The organism is Pseudomonas sp. AP42 (assembly GCF_001728935.1).
Classification (GTDB): Bacteria; Pseudomonadota; Gammaproteobacteria; order Pseudomonadales; family Pseudomonadaceae; genus Aquipseudomonas; species Aquipseudomonas lactis.
Window position 1 is genome coordinate 122582 of record NZ_LYSO01000004.1, and the last position, 11922, is coordinate 134503.

General features: G+C 59.2%; 9 protein-coding genes, 1 other RNA gene and 1 pseudogene. 3 read left to right on the forward strand and 8 right to left on the reverse strand.

All coding sequences use genetic code 11. The features are described 5' to 3' along the window. Positions 1–249: 249 nt before the first annotated feature. From A7K61_RS30775 to A7K61_RS03075, 7 genes and pseudogenes are all read right to left on the reverse strand, one after another. Complete coding sequence (locus A7K61_RS30775; RefSeq protein ID WP_081095874.1) at positions 250–525, reverse strand: hypothetical protein; 276 nt, start codon at positions 523–525, stop codon at positions 250–252. Continuing rightward, complete coding sequence (locus A7K61_RS03050) at positions 522–1502, reverse strand: integrase domain-containing protein (RefSeq protein WP_060765272.1); 981 nt, start codon at positions 1500–1502, stop codon at positions 522–524. Before A7K61_RS03050 ends, A7K61_RS30775 begins: the two co-directional genes overlap by 4 nt. Before the next feature lie 954 nt (positions 1503–2456). Then, positions 2457–3713, reverse strand: coding sequence for an integrase domain-containing protein (locus A7K61_RS03055; RefSeq protein WP_032895260.1), 1257 nt, complete (start codon positions 3711–3713; stop codon positions 2457–2459). Between the two features lie 187 nt (positions 3714–3900). Next, positions 3901–4297: a transfer-messenger RNA gene (gene ssrA, locus A7K61_RS03060) on the reverse strand. A 94-nt stretch (positions 4298–4391) separates the two neighbouring features. Beyond that, on the reverse strand, positions 4392–4670 hold the full coding sequence (locus A7K61_RS03065; protein ID WP_003194233.1) for a hypothetical protein: 279 nt from the start codon (positions 4668–4670) through the stop codon (positions 4392–4394). A gap of 136 nt (positions 4671–4806) precedes the next feature. Then, positions 4807–7617: pseudogene (locus A7K61_RS03070) on the reverse strand (FAD-binding and (Fe-S)-binding domain-containing protein). Positions 7618–7687: 70 nt separating this feature from the next. Next, complete coding sequence (locus A7K61_RS03075; protein ID WP_003194231.1) at positions 7688–9382, reverse strand: lactate permease LctP family transporter; 1695 nt, start codon at positions 9380–9382, stop codon at positions 7688–7690. A 252-nt stretch (positions 9383–9634) separates the two neighbouring features. Here A7K61_RS03075 and A7K61_RS03080 point away from each other — a divergent pair, with 252 nt between their 5' ends. Further along, entirely contained in the window at positions 9635–10402 is a 768-nt protein-coding gene (locus A7K61_RS03080; RefSeq protein WP_034133694.1) for an FCD domain-containing protein, read from the forward strand. Between the two features lie 27 nt (positions 10403–10429). Here the strand turns inward: A7K61_RS03080 and smpB are convergent, their stop codons facing one another. Continuing rightward, positions 10430–10912 (reverse strand): SsrA-binding protein SmpB, encoded by a 483-nt coding sequence (gene smpB, locus A7K61_RS03085; RefSeq protein WP_003176160.1) that lies wholly within the window; start codon positions 10910–10912, stop codon positions 10430–10432. Positions 10913–11079: 167 nt separating this feature from the next. On the opposite strand from smpB, the gene A7K61_RS03090 reads away from it, so the two are divergent. Beyond that, on the forward strand, positions 11080–11514 hold the full coding sequence (locus A7K61_RS03090) for a type II toxin-antitoxin system RatA family toxin (RefSeq protein ID WP_003194226.1): 435 nt from the start codon (positions 11080–11082) through the stop codon (positions 11512–11514). Beyond that, a complete protein-coding gene (locus tag A7K61_RS03095) occupies positions 11507–11809 on the forward strand; it encodes an RnfH family protein (RefSeq protein WP_034133693.1) in 303 nt (100 codons plus the stop codon). The genes A7K61_RS03090 and A7K61_RS03095 overlap by 8 nt, the downstream gene beginning before the upstream one ends. The last annotated feature ends 113 nt before the right edge of the window (positions 11810–11922 follow it).

Sequence of the window (11922 nt, forward strand, 5' to 3'; positions counted from 1 at the left end):
GTGGCGCTATAAAGGCATAATGCCAGACGAAGCGGGGTGCGTGTATAATCGTATGCCGTCGGTCCAGCGTGACCAGCTTCTGGTCGAGGGCGAGATGTTACGCTTGTATGCGGCGCGACTTGCGCATAATCGGGCTGACCTTTAAAAGTCATGATTTCCTCAGCACTGAGGAGATTGCTTATAGGCGCGTCGACGCCATGATTTTCCGAGGCGGTGGCGATTACCGATGGGTAGGAACGGGAGCTCCACTCAACGCTTAAAAACCCATGGCCTTTCCAGGCGTCGTGCGAGCAGTTGGACAGTAAGCAAATAGTAATACTGTGTTGCTTCACTGCGGCCGGTGAGGAAGTGTTCAAGAAACCAAACCAAATGCTTTCGCTGCCAGGCCCAAGGAGTTGATCGCTGCCAGCGTTTTGCGATTTCAGATTGGATGATTCTCGCCTGCCGCAAATGCCGGTGCCGCGTCGCATGCGACCCTGTCAGCACGGCACTCAAGAACAACTCCATATCAAACGCCTTAGTCATACCCTCCCCCCTATGTAGGCAGCGACCACTTCAATCCGTCCATGCCCCAGCTCATCGCTGATCTGCATGCGAGCCTCAAGATCTAGGCGCCGGTCTATGGCGTAGCACTGACCACCATTTACAGGCGCACGGTGATGTGTGATCTGTTCATAGCGCTCACATGCAAACGCCGCCCGAAGTTCGTGAAAGCCTTTGAGGTCGTGTGCTTTCAGGACCTCTCTCGCTGGCTGTGCTATTTCCTGCAGAACGTTCAGATAGCTCTCGTTTGGAGCAATCAGGTTGCGGCTATCCGTGGGGGATACTTGCAATGCAAATCTAAGTGCGCCACGAATATGGTCATCCACCTTAATCCAGCGGGGGGCAGATGCACCGGCGCGGCCGCCTTTTGTGCCATCCTGAATATTGATTTTGCCGTAGAGCGCGGCTTCACGGCTCAGCCGTGGCAGGTCAGCCAGGATGGCCTCGCGCAAACGCATCCCCGTGGCTCGCGTCAACTGAACTATCGCTGCTGCTCGCATCTGACCACGGCTACAAAGCATCTCGACGATCTGCTGTACCTGTTCGCGGTCTTGGCCTTGCGGCGCCGATTGACGTACCCCGGTGCGCTGCATACCCAAGGCCTTGCTCGGACTTGGCAATTTTACATATTGATCACCGCGAAGCGCTGCCATGGTTCGGTTAACGCTGGATAGCCGGTTTTGGGCAGTGCTGATTGCTAGGTCGCTGTGCTCAACGAGGCCGCGAAGGTATGCGGCATAGTTCGACAACACCTCGCGGTCAATCTGCCGCGCATCGTTGACCCCGGGTCCCGCTTCAGACCGGCACCACTTCACGAATGCCCGCCACCGATCGCTGTGCGCCTTGACCGTGCCGTAATGGCCACCACCGAACATATCTTTCAGCGCCTGCTGACCCGCATAGCTCAACTGCCTGCCGTAACCGAAATTGCGGCCATCGCGTCTACCTACCAATGCCATGTCAGTCACCTCATCATCCGATCTCCAACCCTCGCCCCACGTCATCCCGCCAAGAATGCTGAGTGTTATCAGGGATCAAGGCCCCTGCGACCTGTGGGGATGTCCTCTAACGCGGGACTGGCGGCTCCTTACGACCAGGAGCAAGGGCATCTCATGATCTGGCCTCCTGAGCACCGTTACCGGTGGGCGGGTGGAGGCTGCATTGGCTAACGAGACCAGTGCCGCGAGATCCTGAGCCAGGTGCAAGCAGCAATGCGATGACCGGGGCATGCCTGACTGTCAGTCAGGTGCAGTCCATTCCTTGGTCTGCGGCACCATCATCTACATCGCTGTTGCTGGTGACATCGGCGTTTGTCACGCCGATTGTCACGAGGAGGAATGCCGCAAAGCCATGTGCGATCAGGGCTGCAGCAGTGGTGGAAGTGCCCGTCTCTTTCCAGAAGAAAGAGACGGGCACAGGTTGGCGCAAGATTCGGCCAAGCGGATAGGTTGCTGCAGGGCAGCGAAGTAGGAAGTGTCGTCTGGCGCACGAGGGCCATGATCTGAAGTAGGCATCCATCACCGGGGAGGTGACCGGGCGAGCTGCCGGACGCGAATCGCCATTTGGGGGGAGAACCACCGCAGGAGCGGCGTGGCCTTCAAGGTTCGGACCACCTGGGTTGCTGTCATCGACAGCGGTTGCACGGCCAGTTCTACGCCTGTGGAAAAATCTGGTCAAGGTTCGAAATTCAGCGCCACTTTGGACTTCAAGAGCAGTTATCCACCGGTGGAATTCCGTGGTAAATCCTGGACAACGTCGTGGCTTTTAGCTCTTCAAAGTAAGGTCCATCCAAACAGGGCGGCTTTGCAGCCCTGTTTGGATGGACCCGCGCTGACAAGCGGATAAACGAGGCTGCTTTCCCTGATTCCTGAGCGCTCAGTTGCTGTCGCCACCGTTACCGCGCCTGTACAGCGCTAGCGGATCGGCACCACGTTCCTGTCTCTGGCTTGGCCATATGCTGAGGCGAGCAGGCTGCCGGTGGCGGCGTTTTGGATGTACTCGCTCCACCAGGCCATCATCGGGCGTCGGCGCTCAATGTAGTCGGCTCGGTTGTAGGCGCTCCGCACCTCATCCTTGTCGACATGCGCCAGTGCAACCTCAATCAGCTCCGGGTCCCAGCCATGCTCATTTAAGATGGTGCTGGCCATCGAGCGCATGCCGTGGCTGACCAACCGATCCTGGAACCCCATGCGCTTCAACGCCATGTTGGCGGTTTGGCTATTGGCGTGGGTACGTGGATTTCTGTCTGCCGGGAATACGAATTCGCGATGGCCGCTGTGAGTTTTCAGTGACTCCAACAGAGCGACAGCGTGATCACTCAACGGAATGCTGTGAGGGCGGCGCTTTTTCATCCGCTCCGGTGGGATAGTCCAGACACGCCTTTCAAAGTCGATGTCTGCCCAGCGAGTAGTCGCCGCCTCGGCGGGGCGAGTCATCGTGTGCAACTGCCATTCGATGAGGCAACGGGTTGTGCGTTTGATGCTGGCGTTAGCGATCTCCAGCATGAGCTCGGGGAGCTCTTCGGGCGGTAGCGCTGCCATGTTTTCTTTCTTGGGCTTTTTGAACACCGCCCTTATACCGGTGAGAGGGTTTGCGAAGATCAGGCCGGAGTTGACGCCGTAGGTCATGATCTCGTTTAGCCGTTGGCTAAGACGTTTGACAGTCTCCAGGCTGCCTTTCGCTTCGATTGGACGAAGCAATGCGATCACCATCGGCGCCGTGATTTTCGTGAGTGGTGTCGTCTTCAAATCGGGGAACACGTGCAGCGTGAGCGACCGCCAAATGTCCTCGGCGTAGGCAGGGGTGACCGAGTCCTTCTTGAGTTCGAACCAAGCGGTGGCCACGTTCTCGAAGGTGTGTTCCGTTTCTGCGCGCTTGGCTTCATTCAGCGTATTACGCTGCACCTTCGGATCGATGCCCTGGGCGAGCAGCTCCCGCGCATCGACTGCCATCTTTCGTGCGTTCGCCAACGACAGTTCGGGGTAGGTCCCGAAGCCGATGTTGATGCGCTTTTTGGTCACTGGTTCGCGGTAGTTAAAATTCCACAGCAACGAGCCGTTGCTGCGTACGCGGAGCTGCAAACCGTCACCGTCTGTGAGGACGTAATCCTTGGACGCCGGTTTGACTCCCTTGAGCTGTCGATCGGAGAGGCGGAGGTTTTGAGCTGGCATGAGATTGTCCTCAGGCACTAATTCGGTATTCCAAAGATTAGCACCGGACGGACTGGAATACCGTCTGGAATACCCGAATGGCTGGAACTCAAAAACTCTCAAAAGACCGAAAAAGCGCTGGATGCCTCGTATTTACTGGATTCCAGGCACAAAAAAAGACGTCCGTGGACGTCTTTAGATGATGAAATGGTGGAGCCGGGGGGATTTGAACCCCCGTCCGCCAGTACTCCGCTGTCGGTACTACATGCTTAGCCGTTTCTATTAAGTTAACCCTCAGCGACCCGAAGGGCAGGGTGCTTTGGGCGAGTTGTGTAAGTTTTAGCCGCTTCGTCCACAACGTACTGCACGGCGATTCTGTTCTATATGACAATCACTTTGGGTTTACAGACATCCCCTGGTGATTGCTGGACCCGAAGGTACCAGAAGCTCAGGGCTAAGGCTGCTTACGCAGCGAGAGCGAATTCCTGGCCGTAGTTTTCGTCATTGGCAACTATAAGAAGTTGCAACAGTGGATTTACGAGTTCTGTTACCAACTCGGCATGCACCTAAAGTTTCGCGACCGGCGTCGAATCCTAAACGGCCCCGTGCTTGTAACTCGTTGTTTCTTAGTGAGTGACAAGCCTGTGCAGTGTACGCCAAAACGTCAGCGAAGGCCAACCCGAAGGTTGGCCCTCTCGCTTACTGGCCGCCTTTCTCGCTGTTCTGCAGGTCTTGCAGGGCCTTGGAGGTGATTTCGATGCATTTCTTCTCATCACCGGCGGCGTGGGCTGCCTTGGCCTGGGAGACGGCGGTGTCTATTTCGCCACTTTTACCGCTGGTGTCGGTGGCGAGCAGGGCTTTGCCGTTGTTGATTTTGTCCAGGTTGATCTGGCACAGGTCTTTGTCACTGGCTGCGAAAGCGGGGGAGGCGAGCATCGCAGCGGTCATGAACAAGCCAGCAAGAGCGGAACGCTTCATAGGGTGTCTCCTTGCGCAAAAGGGCTCGACGCTGCTGGCGTGCAACCGCTGCCAGCGACATCACTGATTGGCCCCGTTGGTCGAGGCCTATGCAGATGACTGCGCCGGTGCGCCAGGGTTCGGTTTTTTTGCCGGGTCAGTGGGCGCGGGTGCGGGTGACGCGGTCTACCAGGTAGACCAGGCCGTGGTAGTCGATGCCGCCATGCTGGCTCAGGCCGATCTCGCAGGTGCGGCTGGTGGAGATGCCTTCGCTGCAATGTTGCACGGCGTCTTTGAGTGAGCGCAGGGAGTGGGCGTTGAGCTCCGGGGTGGTGAAGCCTTTGTCGCCGGCAAAGCCGCAGCAATGAATGCCTTCGGGGATCACCACGGTTTTTGCGCAGCGGCGTGCCAGTTCGATCAGTGCCTGGCTCTCGCCCAGGTGTTGGGTGCTGCAGGTGACGTGCACGGCGATGGGCGCTTCCTGGGGCGTGAAGTCGAGGCGGTCCATCAGGTGGGTGCGGATAAAGCGTACCGGGTCGTAGAGGTCCAGGCGCGTTTCTTCCAACTCTTGCACCAGGCGCAGGGTGCAGGGGCTGGTGTCGCAGTAGATGGGGTCGAGGCCGCCACGGCTGGCGTGGAGCAGGGCGCCGATCAGTTCCTGGCGCTTGTGTTCGGCCTGCTCGGCGTAGCCTTTGGAGGCGAAGGGTTGGCCGCAGCAGAGGCTGTCCTGGTTGTCGGGGAAGACTACCTGGTAGCCGGCCTTTTCCAGCAGTTGACGGGTTTTGTCGTACAGCGACATTTGCTCTTTATCGCCGGCTGCCGGGCCCATGGCGCGGGAGACGCAGGCGGCCAGGTACACCACGCGCGGGCGCGCGTCCGTCACTGCCGGGCTGAAGCGGATGGCTTTTTCGGGCTGTGGCATGGCGTTGGTCCACTGCGGTATTTGCCCTTTGGACAGCTTGGTCAGTGTGCTCGAAAGCTTGGCCAGCCGTGGAGCGCCCAGCAGCATGCGCGCACCGTTGGCGACGTGCAGGGTAAAGCGCGCACCTTGCAGCGCGGTTGCGAAATGGCTGGCGAGCCAGTCGGCGGTTTTCGTACGGTCGGCCTCGCGGCTGCGCAGTTTTTTTACCAGGTCGCCGGTATTGATGCCTACAGGGCAGCGTTGCGCGCATAAGCCGGTGGCGGCGCAGGTGTCGATGCCCTGGTAGTGGTAGGCCGCTTCCAGTTCAGTAGTGTCCACCCCTGCGCGTTTTTTGGCCTGGATGTCGCGCCAGATCACAATGCGCTGGCGCGGGCTCAGGGTCAGGCCTTTTGATGGGCACACGGGCTCGCAGAAGCCACACTCGATGCACTTATCCACAAGCTCATCGGCGGCGGGCAACGGTTTGAGGTGTTTGAGGTGGATCTGCGGGTCTTCGCTGAGTACCACGTCCGGGTTGAGGATGCCGCTGGGGTCGAGCAGGCGCTTGAGCTGCCACATCAGTTGATACGCGTCGCTGCCCCATTCCAGTTCGACGAAAGGGGCCATATTGCGGCCGGTGCCGTGTTCGGCCTTCAGCGAGCCACCGAACTCCACGGCCACCAGTTGCGCGACGTCGTCCATGAACGCTTGATAGCGTGCGACTTCTTCGCTGCTGTTGAAGCCTTGGGTGAACACAAAGTGCAGATTGCCTTCCAGGGCATGTCCGAAAAGGATGGCTTCGTCGTAGTGATGTTTGTCGAACAGTGCGATCAAGCGGTTTACGCCAATCGCCAACTGCTCTACCGGGAAGGTCACGTCTTCGATGATCACGGTGGTGCCGGTTTTGCGCACGGCACCTACGGCCGGGAAGGTGTCTTTGCGGATGGCCCACAGGCGGGCGTTTTCCAGTGGGTCTTCGGTGAAGTCGACTTGTTGCTCCACGGGGAATGCCGCCAGGGAGGCCATGATTCGCGTCAGTTGTTCGTGCAGCAGCGTTGGCGAAGCGGCGCGGGATTCGATCAATAGTGCGCAGGCGTTTTCCTATAGGTGCTGTACGAAAGCAGGCATGCCCGGTTTGTCCTGCACCGACCGCATGCTGCGTCGGTCCAGCAGTTCAACGGCGGAGACGGGTTGGGTTTTCAGCACGGTGACGGCGTTGCAGCAGGTTTCGACATCCGGGAAGACGATCAGCGCCGAGGCTTTGTTTGGGTGATCGATCACGGTGTCGTAGGTGACCGCACTGATAAAGCCCAGGGTGCCCTCGGAGCCGACCAGCAGGTGGCTGAGGATATCCAGCGGGTCGTCGAAATCCACCAGGGCGTTGAGCGATAGGCCGGTGGTGTTTTTCAGGCGGTATTTGTGGCGGATCTTTGCCGCCAGCTCAGTATTTGCTCGTGTCTCGCGGCCCAATAAGGCCAGGCGTTCAAGCAGTGCGTCATGTGACTGGCGGAAGGCTTGCACGCTGGCGGCATCTTCGGTGTCCAGGCGGCTGCCATCGGCCAGCACCAGGCGGATGCCCGCCAGGGTGTGGTAGGTGTTTTGCGCCGTGCCGCAGCACATGCCACTGGCGTTGTTGGCGACGATACCGCCGATCTTGCAAGCATTGATGGACGCTGGGTCCGGCCCGATCTTGCGCCCGAACGGTGCGAGCCAGGCGTTGGCCTGGGCGCCGATCACGCCCGGTTGCAGGCGGATTTGCGTGCCTTGCCCGCGAATTTCGCGGTGGTTCCAGTTATCACCCAGCACGATCAGCACCGAGTCGCTGATGGCCTGGCCCGAGAGGCTGGTGCCTGCGGCACGGAAGGTCACCGGCACGCGGTCGCGCTGGGCCAGTTGCAGCAGGGTTACCACTTCGTCTTCTGACTCCACGCGGATCACCAACTGTGGGATCAGTCTGTAGAAGCTGGCGTCGGTGCCGAAGGCGAGGGTGGAAAGTGGATCGTCGAAGCGGCGATCTTGCGGGATCAGTTGTGCGACGTCGCTCAGGAAAGCAGCAGGCAGGCTCATCGGTCCTCCAGAAATAGCAGACGCCGGCAGGATGCCCCGGCGTCGATTCTTACCCTATTACGTGCAGGTCTCAGTGCACCAGCATACCGGTGAACCAGTACGCCTGCGCCAAGGTGATCAGCCCGACGATGGTGGCAAAAAACAGGCTGTGCTTGAGGGTAAAGCGGAACAGGTCGGATTCCTTGCCCACCAGGCCGGTGGCGGCGCAGGCCACGGCGATCGACTGCGGCGAGATCATTTTGCCGGTCACGCCTCCGCTGGTGTTTGCGGCTACCAGCAGGGTGTCGTTGACGCCGATCTGGTGAGCGGTAGTGGCTTGCAATGAGCTGAACAGGGCATTGGATGAGGTATCGGAGCCCGTCAAGAAAACCCCCAGCCAGCCAAGGAATGGCGAGAAGAACGGGAAGGCCGCACCGGTGCCGGCCAGAACCAGGGCCATGGTCGAGGACATGCCGGAGTAGTTGGTGACGAAGGCGAATGCCAGCACCATGCCGATGGAGAGGATCGGCCAGCGCAGCTCGTAGAAGGTCTCTTTTAAAGTGGTAAGACCAGTTTTGATATCGATTTTCAATACCAGCATGGAGATCAGTGCCGAGAAGAAGATCGCAGTGCCGGTGGCCGAAATCGGGTCCAGCTTGAAGACGGCCGGGATGGCGGTTGGGTTGGTCACGATGGGCGCGACTTTAACCACCAGTTGATCCAGGTGCGGGATCGCAAAATTGAACACCCAGCCGTACATCGAACCGCCCGCGGCGAACAGGGCCTTGAAGGGTTTGAGGGTCCAGATGGTCACCAGTACGGTGAGGATCAGGAACGGCGACCACGCCTTGAAGATTTGCCCCAGGCTGTAGGGCGAAACCACGGTGTTGCGTGGCAAGCCGAAGCCACCGGCGCTAGAAGTGACCGCTACGCTGGAGGTGGCGCCGGCAATTTGTGCGCCTGCGGTGCGCTTGGGTTGCCAGACTTTCAGGAACAGCGTCAGGGCAATCAGGCTGGCGAGTGCCGAGGTGATGTCCGGCAGCTCTGGGCCAATGAAGTTGGAGGTGAAATATTGGGTGACGGCAAAGCTCAAGCCCGCCACCAAGGCTGCCGGCCAGGTTTCGCGGACGCCGCGCAGGCCGTCCATCATGAACACCAGCCAGAACGGTACGAACAGCGACAGCAGCGGCAGTTGGCGGCCTGTCATGGCGCCAATCTTGAACGCATCAATGCCGGTGACCTGGCCGGCGACGATGATCGGAATGCCCAATGCACCGAAGGCCACAGGCGCGGTATTGGCAATCAGGCACAGGCCGGCGGCGTACAGAGGGTTGAAGCCCAGGCCTACCAGCAGCGCGGCGGTGATCGCCACGGGCGCGCCGAAACCGGCGGCACCTTCCAGGAAGGCACCAAAGCAAAAACCGATCAACAACACCTGCAAGCGCTGGTCGTCGGTGATCGACAGCACGGAGCTGCGGATGATTTCGAACTGGCCGCTCTTGACCGTTAATTTGTACAGGAATACTGCCGCGACGATGATCCAGGCGATGGGCCACAGGCCGTAGGCAAAACCATAACCGGCCGCAGCCAGTGCCATGTCTACCGGCATCTGGAAGGCGAAGATGGCGACCAGAATCGACAGGGCTAGGGTGATGCTGCCGGCCACATGGCCTTTGAGGCGGAACACGGCCAGCGCCAGGAAGAAAAATACGATGGGAATGACGGCCGCCAGTGCGGACAGGCCGAGGCTGCCGAGTGGGCTGTAAAGCTGTTGCCAGGTTTGCATATGGGGTGGCCCCTGATTGTTGTTGTTTGATGAGCTTGGGTAATTGGTAATACCAATTTACAATCGCTGTGGGCTAGATTAAGAGGCTGGGCAGGGGTGTGTCAATTTGCCGCCTGCGAAACTTTGGTCGTAGGTCGGAAGGCGGGGTGTTCTGATCAGCGAAATTGAAGGCGTTCTGATAGGTGCTGTCGGCACGTCGATAGGCCAGAATAGGGGCCCCGGCGAGTGGTCGGGATGGTGGAGAGTTGAGTTATGGGGTTTGATCAGGTGCGTCAGCGCCGTTTGTCTGACGATATTGTCGAGCAGCTTGAGGGCATGATTCTCGAGGGCACGCTGAAGTCGGGCGAGCGCTTGCCGGCCGAGCGCGCGTTGGCTGAACGCTTTGGTGTGTCGCGCCCATCGTTGCGTGAGGCGATTCAGAAGCTGGCGGCCAAGGGGTTACTGGTCAGTCGTCAGGGCGGTGGCAACTATGTGGTGGACTCCCTGGGTTCGACCTTCAGCGATCCGCTGCTGCACTTGTTGGAAAGCAATCCCGAAGCGCAGCGCGATCTGCTGGAGTTTCGTCAGACGCTTGAGGCTTCGTGTGCTTATTACGCGGCGTTACGCGCCACGGAGGTTGACCGTGAAAGGCTGACCGCAGCGTTCGAGGCGTTGCAGGATTGCTATGCGCGCGCCGACGAGGTGAGCCGAGTGGAGGAGGGCGCTGCGGATGCAAGGTTTCACTTGGCGATTGCCGAAGCCAGTCATAACGCCGTGTTGCTGCACACCATTCGTGGGCTGTTCGACCTGCTCAAGCGTAACGTGGTGACGAATATTGGTGGCATGTACCAGCAGCGTACCGAGACCCGCGACATGCTGATCAATCAGCATCGGGACTTGTACCTGGCCATCATCGAGGGGCGGGCCGAGCAGGCGCGCGACGTCTCGACACGGCATCTGCTGTATGTGCAGGAGGTGTTGGAGGAGGTGCGTCAGGAGGTTCAGCGCGTGGCTCGGGCGGAGCGGCGCAAAGGGATGTAGCCCGCGTGGGCTACACCGTCACAAGGATTACTCTTCCTTGCCTTTGTTGCGCACGGCGCGATGCAGCTCGCGATTGGAATCGCGCTCGCGTTCGGTGTCGCGCTTGTCGTATTCCTTCTTGCCCTTGCCCAATGCGATCTCGCATTTGACCAGGTGCTTGCTCCAGTACCAGGACAAGCAGATGCACGCGTAGCCTTTTTGCTGCACGGCTGCGGCGAGCTTTTCGAGTTCGCGGGCATTGAGCAACAACTTGCGCGTACGCACCGGGTCGGCAATCACGTGGGTGCTCGCGGTGGTCAGCGGGGTGATATGACTGCCAAGCAGCCACGCCTCGCCATCCTTGAGCAGCACATAACTGTCGACCAGCTGCAGTTTGCTGGCACGCAGACTTTTTACTTCCCAGCCGGCCAGGACCAGACCAGCCTCGAACCGATGTTCGATGAAGTAATCGTGTCGCGCTTTTTTATTTTGCGCGATGGTCCCTGTGGGGTGTTTCTTTTGTTTAGCCATAGGGGCGGCATTATAGGGAGTTGCGAGCGTGTCGGCTACGGTCAACCTGTGTGCTTGAGCGAGTTGGACGAATCCCGGACAATGCGGGCAGTTCTTTGGTTTTTTTCTCTCGCGGATTGGGCTGTTCTTTCGCGATGTTTGCCTTAAGCAGTGGAAGTAACGCTCACATGACGACGCATATTCAACGTTCGGCCCTGTTGCCCTACCCGGCGCAGGCGCTCTATGACCTGGTCAACGACGTGGCGCGTTACCCGGAGTTTCTGCCTTGGTGCTCGACGGCCGAGGTTCTGGAGAGCAGTGACGAGCACATGGTTGCCAGTGTGGGGGTGGCCAAGGGCGGCCTCAGCCAGCACTTTGTGACGCGCAATGTGCTGGTGCCGGGTCAATCCATTGAAATGAACCTGCAGGAAGGGCCGTTCACCCAACTGCACGGTGTGTGGGTGTTCAAGGCGCTGACGGACAAGGCCTGCAAGATCAGCCTGGATCTTTCGTTTGATTATGCCGGGCCGATTGTTCGTGCGACCTTGGGGCCTTTGTTCAATCAGGCAGCCAATACCCTGGTGGATGCGTTCTGTCAGCGCGCCAAGCAACTGCATGGTTGAGATTGAGGTGGTGTTTGCCGCTGAGGACCGCCAGGTGTTGCTGGCGGTAAAGGTGGCTGAAGGCACTAGTTTGCGCGAGGCGGTGCAGGCGTCGGGAATGGCAGCGCATTTTCCTGATGTTGATCTGGCTGATTGCCCGGTGGGTATATTTGGCAAGGTCGTCGTGGATGCACAGGTGCGCTGCGTACAAGCCGGTGACCGTATTGAGATCTATCGGCCTTTGCTGGCCGACCCTAAAGAGGTGCGCAGGCTGCGCGCGGCCAAGGCGGCATTGGCCAGGCAAGCGAATTCTTGAGCTTGCCAAATGGCAGCGTAGCTATCTGCAGACCTGCGATACGAAGCTGAACCCTTGACGGCCTGTCAACCGACACATATCTCCTTGGAACCCCGCGATAGCGGTGGTTCAGC

What these genes read in the sequence shown, in the direction of transcription:
- A7K61_RS30775 (WP_081095874.1), bottom strand. Translation starts at nt 525, where the DNA reads ATGACTAAGGCGTTTGATATGGAGTTGTTCTTGAGTGCCGTGCTGACA.
- A7K61_RS03050 (WP_060765272.1), bottom strand. Translation starts at nt 1,502, where the DNA reads ATGGCATTGGTAGGTAGACGCGATGGCCGCAATTTCGGTTACGGCAGG.
- A7K61_RS03055 (WP_032895260.1), bottom strand. Translation starts at nt 3,713, where the DNA reads ATGCCAGCTCAAAACCTCCGCCTCTCCGATCGACAGCTCAAGGGAGTC.
- A7K61_RS03065 (WP_003194233.1), bottom strand. Translation starts at nt 4,670, where the DNA reads ATGAAGCGTTCCGCTCTTGCTGGCTTGTTCATGACCGCTGCGATGCTC.
- A7K61_RS03075 (WP_003194231.1), bottom strand. Translation starts at nt 9,382, where the DNA reads ATGCAAACCTGGCAACAGCTTTACAGCCCACTCGGCAGCCTCGGCCTG.
- A7K61_RS03080 (WP_034133694.1), top strand. Translation starts at nt 9,635, where the DNA reads ATGGGGTTTGATCAGGTGCGTCAGCGCCGTTTGTCTGACGATATTGTC.
- smpB (WP_003176160.1), bottom strand. Translation starts at nt 10,912, where the DNA reads ATGGCTAAACAAAAGAAACACCCCACAGGGACCATCGCGCAAAATAAA.
- A7K61_RS03090 (WP_003194226.1), top strand. Translation starts at nt 11,080, where the DNA reads ATGACGACGCATATTCAACGTTCGGCCCTGTTGCCCTACCCGGCGCAG.
- A7K61_RS03095 (WP_034133693.1), top strand. Translation starts at nt 11,507, where the DNA reads ATGGTTGAGATTGAGGTGGTGTTTGCCGCTGAGGACCGCCAGGTGTTG.